The organism is Mycobacterium sp. NGS54, assembly GCF_059812465.1.
The window spans coordinates 520001-539357 of record NZ_JCALCS010000005.1; the positions used below are offsets into that span (position 1 = coordinate 520001).

Here is a 19357-nt window from a genome sequence, read left to right on the forward strand (position 1 = left end):
CTGTTGGCAGAACCTTGACAGTGTCATCATGACAGTGTCAATATCGAGGGATGGCCGACGTGGCGTCGTGGACGCTGGACGAGCTGGTTCGGCGGGTGGCCGCCGGACTGGCGGATCCGGCGTATCCGGGTGCGCCTAACGGGCGCGTCCGGGGCCTGCCGGATCGCCGGGTTGTCCGGTGGTACACGACGACCGGACTTGTCGACCGGCCGACCATGCAGGGACGCACGGCCCTGTACAGTCCCCGGCACCTGCTGCAGATCGTGGCGGTCAAACGGCGCCAGGCCGAGGGCCGCTCGCTCGCCGACATCCAGGCCGAACTGGCGGGAGCGACGGACGAAACGCTGCGCAAAGTCGCCGCCGTGCCTGACGAACTCATCGCTTCCGAGCCGACGGAGTCTGACGAGCCGTCGCCGACTCCGGTTCGCCGGCAACGCTTCTGGGCCGATCCGCCCGCCGCCGTCGAGCCGGTCGCCAATGGCGATGGCGCTGACAGTGTCACAACGTTGGCGGCCGTCAGCCTGCCCGGCGGAGCACTGTTGCTGCTGCCCGCCGGGTCCGGGAGTGGCGGCCGACCCGATGAAGACGACATCGACGCGATCCGTGCGGCCACCCGGCCGCTGCTCGAACTGCTGGCCGAGCGTGGCCTGCTGACCCCTGATGAACGGAGCCCCTCATGACCGTCCGCATCACGTCGATGGCCGACGCTGAGATCGATCGGGTGGCCGCCCCAGACGACGAGGCCGGACTTGGCGCTCTGAGCACCGAGCGCGGCAACCTGCCGCTGGAGCGCATCGACGTGCGTGCCGAGATCACCGGGCTCACCAGCCGGGTCGAGCTGACGCAGGACTTCGTCAACTCCTTCGACGTACCCCTGGAAGCCAGCTACGTGTTCCCGCTGCCGGATCGGGGGGCGGTCACCGGGATGCGGATGACGGCCGACGGGCGGGTCGTCGATGCCGAGCTGCGGGAGCGGGAGGCCGCCCGCCAGGCGTACGACGACGCCATCGCGTCGGGTCGGCGCGCGTCCATCGCCGAGGAGGAGCGGCCGGATGTCTTCACCATGCGGGTCGGCAACATCCTGCCCGGCGAACGGGTCAGCGTCGCCCTGACGCTCGTCATCCCGCTGGCCTACGCGGACGGCGAGGCGACGTTCCGCTTCCCGCTTGTGGTTGCGCCACGGTACATCCCGGGCCGCGCGCTTGCCGATGTTGCGGTCGGCGACGGACACGCCGACGACACCGACGCGGTCCCTGACGCGTCGCGCATCACGCCGCCGGTGCTGCTGCCCGGTTTCCCGCACCCGGTTCCGCTGTCCATCGAGGTGGGCATCGATCCCGCCGGCCTCACGCTGTCGGAGGTGCGATCGAGCTTGCACGCGGTGTCGACCGACGGCGGCCGGATACGGGTCCACCCCGGCGAGCGCGCCAACCGGGATTTCGTGCTGCGGCTGCGCTACGGCGCGGAAGACGTCACCGATTCGCTTGTGCTGGTGCCCGATTCCGAGGGCGACGAGGGAACCTATCAGCTCACCGTGCTGCCGCCGGCGGCCAGCGCGCCGCCGCGCCCGCGGGACGTGGTGCTGGTGCTCGACCGCTCCGGCAGCATGGCCGGCTGGAAGATGGTGGCGGCCCGCCGCGCCGCGGCCCGCATCGTCGACACGCTCACCAGCGAAGACCGGTTCGCGGTCTTGACATTCGACGATCGGATCGACCGCCCCGCCGGGCTGCCCGACGGGCTGGTCGAGGCCAGCGAAAGGCACCGGTACCGCGCCGTCGAGCACCTCGCCCGCGTCGACGCCCGCGGCGGCACCGAGATGGTCGCGCCGTTGCGTCAGGCCCTCGCGTTGTTGGGCGGGTCACGCAACGGTGAGGCCCGCGACTCCGTCGTCGTCCTCGTCACCGACGGCCAGGTCGGCAACGAGGACCAACTCCTGCACGAGCTGTCCGGCGACCTGCAGCGGGTGCGTGTGCACGCGGTCGGCGTCGACCAGGCGGTGAACGCCGGATTCCTTTGGCGCCTAGCCAGTGTCGGCGGCGGCCGCTGCGAACTGGTGGAAAGCGAGGACCGCCTCGACGAGGCGATGGACGCCATCCACCGACGCATCGGCACGCCGCTCGCGCACTCGCTGTCGCTGTGCGCCGAGGGTCTGGCGATCATCGAGGACACCGCGACCCCGGCTCGGCTGCCCGCCCTGTTTCCCGGAGTGCCGCTCGTGGTGAGCGGGCGGTATCGGGGCAGCGCGTCGGGCTCGCTGGCCCTGCGGGGGACGACGGGGGAGGGCGGGGACTGGTCGGTCACCGTCGCCGGACGACGCCTTGATGCCCCGGCCGTGACCGCGCAGTGGGCCCGGGCGCATTTGCGCGACCTCGAGGACCGTTACGCCTCGGCGCCCGTGGAGGACTCGGAGAGGCGGATTGTCAAGACGTCATTGCGGTTTGGCGTGTTATGCAGGTTCACCGCATTCGTCGCGGTGGATAGCCGCGTCGTTGCCGACGGTGAAGTGCCGCACCGCGTGATGCAGCCCGTCGAGGTGCCGGCCGGTTGGGAGCCGGGGCCGGCGCCAGGCAATGCCGTGTTTGCGGCGGCCCTGCCCCCGCCGCCGTTGGCCGGGGCCACCGTGACGCCGCTTCAACCCCCTCCGCCCGTCAAGGAGTCGCCGGGCAAGTTGCAAGCACGAACCGTCAAGCTGCGCAACGCGATTGCGGCGGCGGTCGTCGGCGTGCTGCTCATCGGCGGCGGCTGGACGTGGTCGACGAGTCGCGACGGCGGTCACCCAACCCCGACGGCCGACGGCATTGTGAGCGGCAAGATTCCAGCATCGGAGGATAGAGGCGCCGCGGGCCAGACTTCCGGGACTAGGGCCGGCGTTCCCGAGAACACCGTCTCGCTACCGGAAGCACCGCCACCGCCGCAGGCGCCCGCCGACGCCACCTTCAAACGCGACGTCATCACGACGGGATCGATGCAGATGGTCGTCACCGAGCCCGCCCAGGTGGCCGACCGGCTCGTCACCGCGGTCAACGCCGCCGGCGGGCGGGTGGACTCGCGTTCGGAGCGAACCGGATCATCCTCGCCGACAGTCGATCTCGTGTTGCGCATTCCGGCCGACAAACTCGACGGGGTCCTGGCAGACGCCAAGAAACTGGGGACAGTCGAGTCGATGTCGATCGGGCACAACGACGTGACGTCGCAGCGCGTTGACCTCGATGCCCGTATCGAGGCGTTGCAGACCTCGGTCAACCGACTGCTGCAACTGATGGGCCGGGCCGGCAACGTCGCCGACCTCCTGGCTGCGGAGTCGTCGCTTACCCAGCGGCAGGCCGAGTTGGACTCGTTGCGGGCGCAGCGCGCCACGCTGGGTGACCAGATTTCCTACGCGACGATCAACGTCAGCCTCTCGACCAAACCGGCGGCGGTTCCTCAGCCTGGGTTCCTGAATGCTCTTCGACACGGCTGGCAGTCGCTGCTCTCCGCTGTCCACGGCGTAGTGATGGCTGTCGGATTCCTCATCCCTTGGATACCGGTGCTGGCCGTGGGGGCGTTGGTTCTCGTCTTGGTTCGGCGCCGCAGGCGCTTTCGGGGCAAACCGTCCGGCGAGGCTAGCCAGTCCGATTGAGCTCGGCGAACCTCGCAAGCGCGGCATCGAGGTCCTCGTCCTCGTAAACCTCCAAGCGGGGTCCGTCGACGGCGAACAGAAGGGTGCGACACCAGCGTATTTCATTTCCATGCTTGTCGGTGCCTTCGATCACGAAGGTGACGACGGTCCCTCGGCTGTTGAGCGCGTGGACACACGGCACCCGGTAGCGGGCATCTGGTACGAGCGCCCACAGTTCCTCGACGCCGCGGCCGAAGTCTTCCCCTGAGGGGAACGGTATGCGTCGATGATCGACGTAGGCGAGCTGCATCAACCTAGGCCCCGGTTCGTGGCGGTTGAGCTCGGCGACAGTTTCCAGCCCGGCCTTCCAAACACTCGCGTACGGGGCCGCTTCTCCGGCGAGGTATCGATTTTCGATTTCCGCGAAGGCAACGTCGATGTCGTCGACGTCGAAGAACACACCCCCCGCGATTTGGTTATCGGCGTCGATCTCGATGAGGTACAGGAGTTCGCTTCCATATTCTGCCTGGCGCAGCTCGCTGTTCACGTGAGTAAGGGCGAGGCGCTCTCCGCGGGTCGCGATGACGGCAGACGTCATGTTCGCTGTGAACTTGTCGAGGGCTCGCATGTTTTCGATGTGAATTTCGCGGCCATGTAGGACCCCCGCGTTTACGACGCGACGTCGATCGTCCGTAGAAACGTCGGCGGCCAGCAACGCAGCCATGGCGTCCCAGTTGCGGGCCCTATAGCAGATCCAAAAGCGTTCGTCCGCTTGGCTGGCCGCGTTTTCCAGTCGCCGGCCCTGCGGCTGCAATTCATCAAACCGAGCCAGCGCCGCGTCGAGGTCCGCCTCGTCGAAGGCTTCGACGCGGCCGTAGAGGTCGCCTTCCACTATGCCAACGACGATTGCCCGCCACTCGGCGTCAAATCCCTCTTGCGAGCTTCCACGCGCAACCTGGGTGATGACCGCTCCTAGGTCGCTCAGCCGATGCACCGCCTCGATGTGGACGCTGATGTCCGGCGTGAGGTCCCGCACGCTACGTAGATATCCTGCCAGATCCTCCAGCTCATTCGTTAAGACCGTTCGATGGTCGATGTATACCGAATTCGGTTTCATGCCGGGAAGTTCGTGCCGATTGGACGCGGAATAGCTTTCCGCAATGACCGACCAAACGCGCCAGTGGGCGGCCGCTTCGCCGGCGAGGTAGCGGGCGTCAAGCTCCGCGAAGGCCGCGTCGATGTCATCCGGGTCGAATGCGACGCGCGCCACGATCCGCTCTTCGGCATTGATCTCGAGGACACTAAGAAACTCCATGTGGAATGCCTCAGGTTGCTCTTGGTACCGGATACACGTCCGACATAGCTCGAGACGAGCGCCTCGGGTCGCGATGACGGTCAATGAAATACCCGTAAGCCCCAAGTCGACGGCGCTGCGCATATCCGCGATGGCGGCATCTCGTCCGTGTTGAATCCCGGAGTTCACGACCCGACGGCGATCGTCGATTGCAATGTCTTCGGCCAGGATCTCGCCTACGGCGTTCCAGTTACGGGCCGCGACAAATGCCTTGAGTCGCCCGTGCACTCGGCTTGCCGCGTTTTCCAGTCGCCGCGTCGGTGTGTGAAATTCCTCGAAGCGGGTGAGCGCGGCGCCGAGGTGTTCCTCGTCGAACACCTCGACGCCGCTGATTAGGTCGCCTTCGACTGTGAACATCATGATCATCCGCACTTCCGCGTCGAAGCCGTCTCGCGAGGTCATGTTCAGGACCTCGGTGAAGACTGCTCCGCGTTCGTTCAGCTGGTGCACGGCCTCGATGTAGACGCTGGCCTTCGAAGTGAGGTCCCACACGGCCCGGATGGATGCGGCTAGATCAGCCCCCTCGACCGACACGAGCGGTCGATGATCGATGTAAATCGGGTCTGGAGTTGTCGCGAGAAGTTCTTTCCGATTGAAAGCGGCGCAGATCCGCGTGATCATCGGCCATGTGTGTCGATGGCCGGCCGCTTCGCCGGCAAGGTATCGCGCGTCAAGTTCGGTGATTGCGGCGTCGAAGTCATCGAGGTCGAACACGACATCCGCGGCAATTCGGTTGTCGTCGCTGATCTCTAGAATCGCAAACGCCGCGGCGTCAAACGCATCAGACGACCGGTCTTGGCTCGTGAAGGCGACTTTGATGAGCGCGAGACGCTCTCCGCGGGTCGCAATCACGGTCGACTCCACCCGCGTTGTCCAGATGTCGGCGGTGGCGCGCCAGTTCGCCATCTCGGCGTCTCGACCGCGTCGGATGCCGGCGTTTACGGTACGACGGCGATCGTCTGAGGAAACGTCGTCGGTCAGTAGGTCGGCCATGGCGTCCCAGTCGTGGGCCGCAAAATGAGCGAGGAATTGCTCGGCCATTTGGCTCGCCGTGTTTTCCAGCCGCGGCGCCTGTGGACGCAGTTGCTCGAGCCGCTCAAGAGCCGCGTCGATGTCCGTCTCGTCGAAGATTTCGCAGCGGTTGATCCGGTCGCCTTCGAGAGTTAAAAGAAGGATCATTGGCCACTCGACATCCAAGCCCTCTGGCGAGGTCCCAGACGCCGCATAGTTGGCGACCACTCCGAAACTGCTGAGCCGATGCACCGCCTCGATACGCATGCTGAGGTCCGGCGTCACATCCCAAATGGCGCCCATGGCTGCTTGGCCTTCGCGCGCGTCGATTACCGCGAGCTGCCGGTGGTCGATGGTGACCCACTCCGCCGCCGGAAGTTCGTGTCTGTTGAACGCCGCGCATTCCCGTGCGATGGCCGACCACGTCCGTGCGTGGAGGCCTGCTTCGCCCGCAAGGTATCGGGCGTCGAGTTCTTCGAAGGCTGCGTCGATATCGTCGGGGTCCAACGCGACTATCGCGGCCATCTTTTCGTCAGCGTCGATCTCGACAATGATGAGCGCCTCGGCGATGAAATCCTGCGGCTCGTGGTCGAGGCCCGAGAAGCGGGCACGAGTCAGAGCGAGGCGTTCGCCGCGGGTCGCGATGACGTCAATCGTCGGGTTGATTCCGATATCGGCATACACCCGCATGTCTCGCATCTGGGCATCCCGACCATGCAGGACTCCAGCGCCCACCATCCGACGCCGATCGTCATGGCGCATGTCGTCGGCGAAGAGCGCGTTCATTCTGTCCCAGTCGCGCGCGGCGAAGCATGCCCAAATGTGCTCGTTCACTCGGGTTGCCGCGTTTTCGAGCCGTGGTACCGGTCGGCTCAGCTGTTCGAACCGCGCGATCGCGGCATCTATGTCGGCGTCGTCGTAAATTTCGTAGCGGTTGATCGCGTCGCCGCCGACGATGAAGAAGCTGGTTATCCGCCACTCGGCCTCGAACCCTTCTCGTGACGTCGACTTCGCGACATGGGTGGTGACCGCGCCGAGGTCAGTCAGCTGATGAACGGCCTCAATGTAAATGCGGTTTCGAGGCGTGTCTTCCGTATCTTCCAACGAAGCACGAAGGTATGCCATGAAGTCACCAGACCCGATTGCTGAAAGCGCACGATGATCAACGTCTACCAAGTCGGGTGCGACCGCCGGCATTTCACGTCGATTGAGCGCGGCGTACACCGCGGAGATCACTGACCATGTGTGCGCGTGGGCGGCGGCTTCGCCGGCGAGGTAGCGCGCGTCGAGTTCCGCGAAGGCTGCATCGGTGTCGTCGAGATCGAACACGACGACCCCTACGATTCGCTCGTCGGCGTCGATCTCGACGATGCTGAGGGCATCGTTTTGAATCGCCTCGGGTTCGCTGCCCGAGACGCGAACCCGTGTGAGCGCAACGCGCGTCCCGCGAATTGCCAGAACGCCCGCCATCGCCATTGTGAAGCCGACATCAACGGTCGCCTGCGCATCTTTGATGTTGGCATCTCGACCATGCAGGATCCCGGCATTCACCACTCGCCGGCGATCGTCGAGGGAGACGTTCTCGGCCGATATCTGAGCCACGGCATTCCAGTCGCCGACGCCAATGTAGGAGTAGAGGTGCTCCCACACCCGCGTTGCGGTGTTCTCCAGCCTTGGTGCCGGCTGGGTGAGTTCGTCGAACCTCGCGAGCGCGACGTCCAGGTCAGCCTCGTCGAATACCTCGGTGCGGCTGAGCATGTCGCCTTCCACCGTCCCAATGGTGATCACCCTCCACTCGGCGTCGAAGCCTCCGTGCGAGGTCTCATGCGACGTGTTGGTGACGACGGCTCCGAGATCGTTCAGCCGATGCACAGCCTCGATGGAATGCCTGAGGTCAGTCGTGAGGTTCCACGCGGCGTCAAGTAACGCAGGCATTTCACCGGACGCAAACGATGCTCCTCGGCGGTGGTCAACGTTCACCCAATCTGGCGTCGTCGAAGGCATTTCATGCTTATTGAGTGCGGCGTAGGCCTGCAAGAGGACAGACCACGTGCGTGCGTGAGCCGCCGCCTCCCCGGTGAGATACCTAGCATCGAGCTCGGCGAAGGCGGCTTCGATGTCTTCTGGGTCATATGCGGCGCGTGCCAGTATCCGTTTGTCGGGGGAGGTCTCGACGATAATGAGCATCTCGATGCGGAATGCCCCGGCTTGGTTGTCTTCGCTCGAGATACACGTGCGGCACAGGACAAGGCGTTCGCCTCGTGTGGCAATGACCGTTGCCGTACTTGTCTTTGCCCCGATGTCGGCGAAGGCGCGTATGTTCGCGATTTCGACATCCCGACCACGCCGGATTTCGGCGTTGACGACACGTCGATGGTCGTCGACCGACGTATCGGCGGTCAGTAGCTCCGCCATTGCGGACCAGTCGCGTGCGGCGAAGCACGTCCGGAAGCGTTCGTACGCTTGGCTTGCCTCGTTTTCCAGCTGCGGTGCCGTCCGGCTGAGCTGATCGAACTTCGCGAGGGCGGAATCCAGGTCCGCCTCGTCGAATACCTCCATCCGGGAGACTATTTCGCCGTCGACCGTCATCAGAGTAACTCCCCGCCACTCGGCGTCGAAGCCCTCTTGCGAAGTTCCATGGCCCGTCCAAATGAAAACCGCGCCCAAGTCGTTTAACCGATGTGCTGTCTCGATGTAGATGTTGAGGGTTTGGTCGAGATCCCATCCCGCACGTATGTATTCGAAACCTTCACCGGGCGCAAACGCTGCCCCGCGGCGGTGGTCGATACTCACCGCGTCCGGTGTCGTCGCAGGGAGTTCGCGACGGTTGTGCGCCACGAAAACACCCGCGATCACCGACCAGCTGCGAGCGTGGGCGGCCGCTTCACCCGCGACGTAGCGGGCGTCGAGTTCCGCGAAGGCTGCGTCGGTGTCGTCGAGGTCGAACACGACGACCGCCACGATCTGGTCATCGGTGTCGATCTCGACGATGCTGAGGGCGTCGTTTTGAACCGCCTCGGGGTCGCGGCCCGAGACGCGGACACGCGTGAGGGCGACGCGGCCACCCCGGGTTGCCAGGGCGCCCACCACCGTCATTGTGAAGCCGACATCAACGGTCGCCCGGGTAGCTTCGATCGCGTCATCTCGACCGAGTCGGACCCCGGCGTTGACCACGCGCCTGCGATCGTCGACGGAAACGTTCTCGGCCGCCGTTTGACCCACCGCGTCCCAGTTGTGGGCCGCAATGTCCGCATAGACGCGCTCGAATACACGAGTTGCGGTGTTCTCCAGCCGCGGTGTCGAGGGGTGCAGTTGCTCTAATCGCGCGATCGCCGTATCGAGGTCTGACTCGTCGAATGCCTCAAATCGGTTGATCAGATCGCCTCGAACCCCGTAGATGACGGCGATCCGCCACTCGGCGTCGAAGCCTTCCTGTGAGGTCTGCTGCCCGATATGGGTGCAAACCACGCCCCGGCCGGTGAGCCGGTGGACGGCCTCGACATAGGTACGTGTGTGCTGGACAAGGTCCAAACCGGCGCGGGCGTATGCGATTCCCTCGCCCGGCGCGAAGGCTGCTACCCGACGGTGGTCGATAGTTACCACATCCGCTGCCATCGCGGTCAACTCGTGGCGGTTGAGCGCCGCGTAGCCATCCACGATGACCGACCACGTGCGCGCGTGTGCGGCTGCTTCGCCGGCGAGGTAGCGCGCATCGAGTTCCTGGATGGCGGCTTCGAACTGACCAGAGTCGAATGCGATCAGCGCCGAGATCCGCTCGTCGGCGTTGATCTCGACTACATATAGGACATCCACGCGGAACGCGTCGGGCCCGTCGTCGATGCGTGAGAAGTGGGTATGGGTGAGGACGACGCGATTCCCGCGGATGGCGACGGCGTCTGACGCCGCTCGCGTGACGTCCAGGTCGGCGGCGGTCTGGAATTGCCTGATCATGACATCCCCACCGCGCTGGAGTCCGGCGCCAAATACAGGACGGCGATCGTCGCCGTAATAGGAGTCGGCCACTAGCTCCGCCATCGCGTCCCAGTCGCGGGCCGCGAAGTGCGCCAAAAATTTCTCGATCGCTTGGCTCGCCGCGTTTTCCAAACGCGGTGCCGGACGGCTGAGCTGTTCGAACCGCGCGATCGCGGCGTCGATATCTGCCTCGTGGAATACCTCGCAGCGGTTGATCATGTCGCCCTCGACCGTCAGCAGCGCAACCCCTCGCCACTCGGCCTGGAAGCCCTCGCGCGAGGTCTCATGGGCTGCGTAGATGATCACCGCCCCGAGGTCGGTCAGCCGATGCACGGACTCGATATAGATAGTGATGCCCTGGTCGAGATCCAGTCCGGCGCGGAGGTATGCACTCAACTCGGCCGGCCCGAACGCCGTCTCGCCTCGGTGGTCGATATTGACCAAATCCGCCGTGGTTGCAGGGAATTGCTGGCGGTTGAGGGCGGCGTAGGCCGCCGCGATGACCGACCATGTGTGCGCGTGGAGAACCGCCTCGCCGGCGAGGTATCGGGCGTCGAGCTCATTGAGGGCGGCGTCGATGTCGTCGAGGTCGAACGCGACGTGGGCTGCCAAGCGCTCGTCGGAGTCGATCTCAGTGACGCTGAGAAATTCGATACGGAATGCTTCAGATTGCTGGCCTCGTCCGAGGATAGCCGTACGGCATAGGGCTAGGCGCTCGCCACGGGTTGCGAGGGCGCTCGACGTTATTTGCTCCCCGCCGAACTCCGCGGTGGCTTGGCTATTGGCAATCTCAACATCCCGGCCGCGTCTGATTCCGGCGTTGACCATGTGTCGACGATCATCGTCGATCATGTCTTCCGCCATGGCGTTTGCCGTCGCGTTCCAGTCCCGGGCTGCGAAGTATGCATTCACGCGGTGGAACACACGGGTTGCTGCGTTTTCGAGCCGCGGTGCCGGACGGCTGAGATGTTCGAACCGCGCGATCGCGGCGTCGAGGTCTGCCTCGTCGAATAGTTCGCAACGGCTGAGTAAGTCACCTTCGACCGTGAGGAGGAAGATTTCCCGCCACTCGGCATCAAAGCCCTCTATCGAGCTTCCACGCGTGACATGGGTGACGACCGCTCCCAGGAAAGTCAGCCGGTGCACAGCCTCGATATAGGTGCTGCCGTCTCGTGCAAGGTCCCATGTGGCGCGGACATATGCGATCAGCTCACCGGGCGGGAACTTTGTCCCGCGGCGGTGGTCGGTGCTCGCGAAGTCCGGCGTCGTTGCGGCGATCTCATGTCGGTTGAGCGCGGCGTACGCGGCCGTAATGACCGACCACGCGCGGGCGTGTGCGGCCGCTTCGCCGGCGAGGTAGCGTGCGTCGAGCTCTGCGATGGCGGCATCGAAGTCGTCGGGGTCGAAAGACACGACTGCGACTGGCCGCCCTTCCGCATTGATCTCGGCGATGCCCAGGACATCGGTGACAAATGCCTCGGGCCCTTTGTCGCGGCCCGAGAAGCGAAGACGTGCAAGGGCAAGGCGCTCCCCACGGATCGCAATCACGGTAGGCACGTTTGCCGCCCACAGTTCGGCGGATGCTCGCATATCTGCGATGTAAGTGTTTCGACCATCGCGGGCCCCGGCGCCCACCACGCGACGGCGATCCTCGTAGCCAAAGTTGTCGGCCAGGATCTCCGACAATGTGTCCCAATCGCGAGCCGCGAAGCACGCCAGGAAGCGCTCGGTCGCTCGGACGGCCGCGTTTTCCAGCCGCGGCGCGGGCCGGCTGAGCTGATCGAACCTCGCGAGGGCATCGTCGACGTCCGCTTCGTCGAATAGCTCGCCCCGGTTGATCAGGTCATCCGCAACAGTCAGAAGTAGGGTCATCCGCCACTCGGCGTCGAAGCCCTCGCGCGAGGTCCCGTACGCCGCATGGGTGAGGACCACTCCAACATCCGTCAGCTGATGCACGGCCTCGATGTACATATGTGTGTCCGGCGCGAGATCCCATGTGGCGCCGAGCAATGCGGCCAGGTCATTCGCCTCGAAACTGGCGGACGATCGATGATCGACGTACATCCAGTCCGGCGTCGCCGCGAACACTTCGTGCCGGTTGAGCGCGGCGTAGGCATCTTTGACGACTGACCATGTGCGTGAGTGCGCGGCCGCCTCTCCGGCGAGGTAGCGCGCGTCGAGTTCGGCGATGGCGGCGTCGAAGTCGTCGAAGTCGAAATGTGTTCTGGCGAGTATCAGCCCGTCGGTATCGACCTCGGTGATCGACAGTGCCTCAACCATTATGTCTTCGGCACTGATCGCGTCTGATCGAACGTCGCGCCCCGCGAACCGTAAGTGGTTCAGGCACAGGCGATCACCCCGCACCGCCAGTGGTGTCGCGCTGATCTTTAATGCTCCGAGGGCGGCGATCGCCTGAAGATTCGCGATCTCTGTTGCGCGGTCGTTGCTCTCTCGGCCGAATCCACGCCGGCGGTCATCGACCCGGATGTCATCCGCTAACAGCGTGCCAATCTCATCCCAGCAATTGCCCCCGAATAGCGCTACGACCCGATCATCGGCTCGGCTTGCGGCGTTTTGGAGCCGCCGCGCTTTTGGCTCCGCCTCGAACCGAGCGTGCGTGGCGTCGAGTTCCGCGAGCGCGGCGTCGATGTCTTCGACGTCGAAGAACATCTGCAGCGCGATTCGACCGTCATCGTCGATGGCATACAGGTGAAGCAGTTCGTCGTACGGGGCCCCAGGGTCCATGTCTTCGGTGCCGGCCCTCATTCGAGCGAGCGCCAGGCGCTCGCCTCGCGCCGCGAAGATGATGTGCTTGACCCGCATGCCGCCCGTCTCGATTTCGTGCCTCCACCTACGTCGCCACTCGTCGGATGGCAGCGTAAGACCGACGACTTTCCGGCGATTTTCTATCGAGATCTCGGGTGCGAAAAGCTGCTCGAACTCGTCCCAAGCCCCGCGGTGAATGGCGGCCATCACGCGTTCGCCCACCCGCACAGCCGCGTTGTCAATCCTGGTCGCCGCATTTTCCAACCGCCGCGCCCTCGGCTGCTCCTCCTCGAATCGGGTGTGCACGGCGTCGAGTTCGGCGATCGCGGCATTCATATCTTCGACGTCGAACTTAACCTGCAGCGCTATTCGACCTTCCTCGTCTAGGCCGATTACTTGGAGCATCTCGTCCTTCGGCGCCCCCGAACTTACATCCGCAGTGCCTAACTCCAGCCGCATGAGGGCGGATCGCTCACCACGAATAGCGACGACCTGGGTGCGGTAGCGCACCAAGCCCGTCTCGATGTAACGCCTCATATCCCGGGGCCAGTGGTTCGATGGAACGTCGATCCGCTTGAAGCCGACGATCTTTCGGCGGCTCTCCACGGACACGTGCGGGGCAATAAGCCGCTCTACCTCGTCCCAAGCCTCGCGATTGACAGCATCGACCAGACGGCCGCCCATTTGTACGCAAGCGTTGGTCAATTCGACGCTCGGCGCTTGCGGCCGAGCTGGTGGCGGCTCGCGCTCGCCGAGAATGGGGCGCGCCTTCTCGGCAAGAGCCGCAGCGCCTTTCCGCTCGTAAAGCCCGACGGCCTGCTCGGCGGCGACCCGCGCCCCCGCGACATCGCCGGCGGCGCGCAAAATCGTTGCCAGGGAGAGGCATGCGTCGCCGTGATCGACCAACGCGTCAGTCCGCTCGGCCAGGCCGACGGCCGCCTCGGCCACGCGCCGAGCCTCGCCGTGATCTCCGGCGCGCGACAACAGCCGTGCCCGCAACGTGCGCCAGGCGATCGACGGCTTCAAGGCGTGGCCGGCGAGGCGCTCGCTCTCCGTACACAGTTCGTCGGCCTCGGCCTCGCGATCGAGCAAGAGGCACGTGCGGCCGAGCAAGGCGGCGGTCTCGGCGGTGTCGGCGTCGAGGCCCATGCGGCGGAACCCGTTGTAGGCCTTGCGCAGATGCGGCTCGGCGGCGGCGGGATCGTCGACGACCAGCTCCACGATGCCGGCGAACTGCTCGACCTCGAGAAGGGCATGGCGCAGGCCGAGCTCGGTGACCGTGCGCCGGGCCGAGTCGATCATTCGCCGCGCTGCTGCGGCGCGGCCTCGGAATGCTTCCAACACGGCCTGGCACCGCGTCGACGTCGCCTCGACCGCAGGCGACTCGGTCGTGATTCGCAGCAGCCGCACCACGTCAAGGCACCGCCCGCCGGCGCGCGGGACCGGGTTTGGACCCCACAGCGCCGCGAGGGGCGCTTGCGCCAACACCGCGTTCACCCGGCGGTGTTCACGCGCGCGCCGTGCCGCCGTCAAAGCGTCGTCCAGGGCGATTTCGCAGTCGCCGATTCTCCCGAGCCGTGCCAGGCAGCCGGCACGGACGGTGTGCGCCGTGGCTTCTCCTGCGGCATCGCCCAATTCGGCCAGCTTGGTGGCAGCCATAGCCACCGCGGCCTCGATCTCGTCCAACCGCTCCGGATCGGTCAGCATCGACAGCTGCCCGTCGAAGCAAGTCGCCCATGCCGCTAGCCGAGCCGAATCGACGGTGGCGCTTTGTAATTGAGAGACCGCACCGGCCGCGGAACCCACGTCACCCGCGGCCAGCAGCGCCTCGCAGCGTGCGACCAGGAGCTCGGCGATCTGATCGTCGCGGTCGGGCAGCTCGTCGTCAATCTCCTCCAGAGCGTGCAGCGCCCGATCGTAAAGGTCGGCCGCACCCTCGTAGGCGAGGCGGGCCATCGCCTGGTCCGCCGCACGCCGGCAGTACTCGACGGCCTTGACCGCGTTTCCCGCCCAAGCACATTCGAAGTAGTGGTGCGCCAGCTCGGCGAGCAACTCGTCGTCGGCGCCGGGCTCGTTCTCCAGCGTCGTGGCGATGCGCTGGTGCAGCCGCATGCGCCGCACCGATGGCAGCTCGGCGAGCAGCGACTGTCGGACGAGCGCGTGGTTGAACCGGTAGCGACCGCCGGGCTCTTCGATGACAATGCCCGCCTTGCAGGCCTCGTCGAACGCGTCGACCAGGTCGTCGCCGACCACCCGCTCCACCAACTCCAACGCGAACCGGCTACCGACGACCGCCGCCGCCGCAAGGGCCTTGTTCGTCTCCGGTGTCAGGCGAGAAAGGCGGCGGCTCACAGCCTCCCGGACCCCTTGCGGCAGCGTGCTCTGGTCCCACCGGCCGCCGCTTTCCTCGACGTGGCGCAGGGCCTCAATGAGGAAGAACGGGTTGCCACCCGTGACGGACGCCAACGCCCGGGCCAGCTCCTCGTCGTTGTAGCCGGCCTCGGCGACGTAGGCGCTCACGTCGTCCTCGTCGAGCCCGCCGAGCTGAAGGCGGTTCGCGGTGCCGTCGCGGTGCAGGTCCGCGAGCATGGCCGAAAGAGGGTGCGAGCGGTCGAGGTCGGTGCTGCGATAGGTGCCGATGATCTGCACGCGGGCCCGCTCGCCGAAACGCAGCAGATGCCGCAGGAGGAGCAACGTGGGTTTGGCAGCCCAGTGCAGGTCATCGAGGATCAGGACGACGGGCGCGCTCGCCGACGCGACACCCAGCAACGCGACGACAGCATCGAAGAGCGCGTAGCGTTCGGTATCGGGGTCGGCGCGGGTCGGTGCGGCCAGGTCGGGGAGGACATCGGTCAGCCCGGGAACCAGGGGGAGCAGCGCTTCCACGCCCCGCAGCCCGCCAAGCCGACCGCTACCAAGGCACGGCACGAGCGATCGCAGGGCTTCCGCGAACGGCTGGTAGGGCGCTCCAAGGTCCTCGTCGCAACGGCCGTAAATCACCAGGGCGCCCTGGTCGTAGGCCTGCCGGGACCATTCGCCGGCCAGGCGAGTCTTGCCGACACCCGGTTCGCCGGCGATCAAGACGGCGTTCGTGCCGCCCGCGAGGGCGGTCTGCCACGCGGCAAAAAGCCGCTCGAGCTCTTGCCCGCGACCGACGAACGGCCCTGGGCCGGCCAGCACCGCGGGCAGGCTCGGCCGCTCCAGCGGCGCTTCGGCCGAGACTTCTTCTTCATTACGGACTTCCGCAGTCTCCCGCCGGAGCTCGAAGACGTGCTCCGGGCGCGCAAGGTTGCGCAGCTGGCGCGTGCCGAGGTCGGCGAGCACGACGTCGTCGGGCAGGGAGTCGATCACGAGCTCGGCGGTCGCACCCGAGCACAGGATCTGGCCTCCCGCCGCCAACGACCGCAGCCGCGCGGCGCGGTTGACCGCCCGACCGAAGTAGTCGCCGTCGCGGAATTCGGCCTCCCCGGTGTGCAATGCCACGCGGACGCGCATGGGCTCCCGCAGCACCCACGGCTCCTGGACAATCGCGTCCTGCAGCTCCAGAGCGGCGGCGGCCCCCGCGGACGGCCGCTCGAAGACCGAGAACGTGGCGTCGCCCTCGCCGCGGGTCTTGATCAGCCGTCCGCCGCGGGACGTGACGACCTGTTCGACCAGCTCGTCGTGTCGCGCGAGCGCGACCCGCATGGCACCGGCGTCCGCCTCCCACGCCGCGGTCGACCCCTCGATGTCCGTCAGCAGGAAGGTCACGGCGCGGGTCACCGCCGGAACATTCTGCGCGCCAGGGGTTTCCAGCGCGGCGTCCTGCGCGACGATCGCGGCCTCCAGCCGGCGCAGCTCCGGGCCGGGATCGACGCCGAGCTCGTCGGCGAGCAGGGTCCGCGCCCGCTGGTAGGCGCCCAGGGCCTCACCCTGCCGGCCGGCGCGGTAGAGGGCGAGCATCAGCTGGGCCCAACGCCTTTCACGCAGCGGCGCGTCGGCGACCGCGGCCTCGAGCTCACCGATGATCTCGGCGGCGCGCCCCGTCGCGAGCAGCGCGTCGGCCCGGTCCTCCACCAGCGCGGCGTGGCCCTCGATCCACCGTGTCTTTTCCGACGTTCCCCGGCGGCCGTCGGGCAGTTCGGGGATGCCGCGCCAGAGTTCGAGCGCCTCCTCGAAGCGGGCAACCGCCTGGCCGGTGTCGCCGGCCGCGGCGGCATCGCGTCCCCGTCGCGCCGCGGACTTGTAGCGCGACGCGTCGACCTCGCTCTCGGCCAGGGTCCACCCCGCGCCCTCCGTCAACACGAAGCCGTCGCCCAGGGCGCGGCGCAGCGAGGAGATGTGGGTTTGCAGGGCCTTGGCCGCCGTGCGTGGCGGATCCTCGCCCCAAAGCAGCTCGACGAGCGTGTCGGCCGACACCACCGAACCGACGTGCAGCCCGAGCATGGTTAGGATCGCGCGGGGCTTGGCGCCCGGAATCGCGACCGGCGCGCCTGCACGCCGGACCTGGAGAGGTCCCAAAACCCCCAGTTCCACCTCTAGAAGACTAGTCACGTCCGCAATCGTCGGTAAGACGATTCAACAAGCAGTCAAGATCGAGTAAAAGCCGCCCTATCCTGCGATATCTGCGAGCATGCCGGCCGTGGTGCACGGGCCGTCGCTGCAGGCCAGCAACAACTCGGCCTTCTTGGCGGGCCTCAGTGGATTTGGTTGCCGAGCTTGTTGACGAGAGCGGTGTTGAGATACCCGGTGGCCGCCGGCCCGCCGGTGTTGAGCGCGGTGATGGTGGCGGGGTCATCGACGATGACCAGCAGCCCGCCGTATCCGCTGTACTTGGCGGGCAGGCCGGCGTATCCGCCGCCGCCGGCGCCCGGGTCGGTGCGCAACAGGAGCATTACGTCGGTGCGCCGCCCGACGTAGTCGAAGTCGTTGATATCGAACGGCACATCGGGTGGGTCGCTCGGGGCACGCTTGTAGTGGGTGCTGTAGGAAAAGCCGATGCCCTCGAGGTAGCTGGTCGGAGCGGACACCGACGCGGCGGCCGTGGTGTCGGTGCCGGTGTAGTTGACCGCCAGGATGGACTTGCCGGAAAAGGCCGGGTGGTCCGATTTGACCTTCGCCTGTTGTGAGGTGGCGTCGTCGAGCAGCGTCTTGGCGGCATCGGACCGGCCCAGCGCCGTGGCGATCCAGCTCAGTTGCGTCTGCCAGGTCCAGTCTTGGGTGGTGTCTGCGGACTGCGTCAGGGTCGGCGCGATGGTGGCCAGCTTGTTGTAGGTGGGCTGGTCGATGTCGCCGGTGTCGATGATGAGGTCGGGTTTCGCCGCGGCGACCGCAGCGGGGTCGATGCCCGCGAGGACCGGCGCGCCGGAGTGCACCAGGGATTGAAGCCAGCCCGGCACGCCTGCCTGCGGCCGGGTCATGATCACGGGCTGCACGCCCAGCGACAGCACGGCGTCGGGATCGCCCGGTCCGAGCGCGGCGATGGCCACCGGGCGGTGCTCGAGTTTGACCGTCCCGAACTTGCCGGTCAGGGATTGCGGGCGGTAGGGGGCCAACCCACCGCTGGAGTGGCCGAGCATGCGGATGCCCACGACCGCCGCGACGACCACCGCGACGGCCAAACACGTTGCGGCCAGGACTAACCGGCCGCGTTTGCGGCGCCGCGGTGGCTGCGAGGGAACGGGCCCCGGCCAGTGTCCGCCTGAAAGGTGCTGTGGCGCGGGCGCACCGGGCCCGCTGGGCGGTGTCGGCCACGTGGGCGGGTAGGACAGCGTGGGGTTGGTCCGGGCGGGCGTTTCGTGCCCGCCACCGGACGTGCCCGTGCCGGACGTCGGGCCGCCGGTCAGCGCGGCCGCCGTCGCCGCGGCCAGCGCGCCCGCGGTTTGGAAGCGCTCGTCGGGGTCCTTGGCCAGCGCGCGGGCGATGACGTCGTCGACGGCGGGCGGCAGGCCGGGGGCGAGTTCGCTGGGGCGCGGGATCGGCCGCATCAGGTGGGCCATCAGCATCGCGGGCAGTTCGCGGTATTCGCCGTAGGGGGTACGGCCGGTCAGCAGCCGAAACAGCGAGCAGCCAAGGGAATAGATGTCGGTCCGGTGGTCCACCGGGCCGCCTTGGATCGCCTCGGGCGCGGCGTAGGCGGCGGTGAAGACCAGTGAGCCCGTAGCGGTCAATGTCGTGGCGTCGTCCAGGGCGCGGGCAATGCCGAAGTCGGCCAACAACACTCGTTCCTGGTCGGGAACGCCCGGCGAGGCCAGCAGGAAGTTGCCGGGCTTGATGTCGCGGTGCAGGATGCGGCGGGAGTGCGCGTAGTCGAGCGCTTTGGCGACGTCGCTGATGATGCGCACGATCCGGGTTGGCGTGAGGTTCGCGGCGGCCAGATCGCTTGCCGCGGTACCGTCGACGTATTCCATCGCGATCCACAGCTGGCCGTCGTCGGTTTCGCCGCGGTTGAACACGGTGACGATGTTCGGATGGCTCAGCGTGGCGGCCAGGTCGGCTTCGCGGGTGAACCGGGCGCGGAACTGCTCGTCGACGGAGAGTTCGGCGGACAGGATCTTCAGCGCGTCGCTGCGGGGCAGGGTGGGGTGGCGGGCCAGGTAGACCGTCCCCATCCCGCCGGAGCCCAAGACGCCTTCGATGCGGTAGCCGGCGATGACGGTTCCGATGGCTAGCGGCAT

4 protein-coding genes are annotated in these 19357 nt (G+C 66.6%); 2 read left to right on the forward strand and 2 right to left on the reverse strand.

Going from position 1 to position 19357, the window contains the following annotated elements:
* Positions 1-50 precede the first annotated feature (50 nt).
* Both AC5Y5E_RS18425 and AC5Y5E_RS18430 read left to right on the forward strand, forming a co-directional pair.
* Positions 51-680 (forward strand): MerR family transcriptional regulator, encoded by a 630-nt coding sequence (locus tag AC5Y5E_RS18425; RefSeq protein ID WP_499904127.1) that lies wholly within the window; start codon positions 51-53, stop codon positions 678-680.
* Entirely contained in the window at positions 677-3619 is a 2943-nt protein-coding gene (locus AC5Y5E_RS18430) for a DUF4349 domain-containing protein (RefSeq protein ID WP_499904128.1), read from the forward strand. The genes AC5Y5E_RS18425 and AC5Y5E_RS18430 overlap by 4 nt, the downstream gene beginning before the upstream one ends.
* Here the strand turns inward: AC5Y5E_RS18430 and AC5Y5E_RS18435 are convergent.
* Positions 3603-17216: a BTAD domain-containing putative transcriptional regulator gene (locus AC5Y5E_RS18435; RefSeq protein WP_499904129.1), complete on the reverse strand. Its 13614-nt coding sequence runs from the start codon at positions 17214-17216 to the stop codon at positions 3603-3605. The genes AC5Y5E_RS18430 and AC5Y5E_RS18435 overlap by 17 nt on opposite strands.
* Before the next feature lie 161 nt (positions 17217-17377).
* Positions 17378-19357 carry a serine/threonine-protein kinase gene (locus tag AC5Y5E_RS18440; protein WP_499904130.1) on the reverse strand — a complete coding sequence of 660 codons (1980 nt, stop codon included), beginning with the start codon at positions 19355-19357 and terminating at the stop codon, positions 17378-17380.

Bases quoted from the DNA above. Each gene is read 5' to 3' on its own strand.
- AC5Y5E_RS18430 (WP_499904128.1), top strand. From the start codon at position 677: ATGACCGTCCGCATCACGTCGATGGCCGACGCTGAGATCGATCGGGTG.
- AC5Y5E_RS18425 (WP_499904127.1), top strand. From the start codon at position 51: ATGGCCGACGTGGCGTCGTGGACGCTGGACGAGCTGGTTCGGCGGGTG.
- AC5Y5E_RS18440 (WP_499904130.1), bottom strand. From the start codon at position 19,357: ATGCCGCTAGCCATCGGAACCGTCATCGCCGGCTACCGCATCGAAGGC.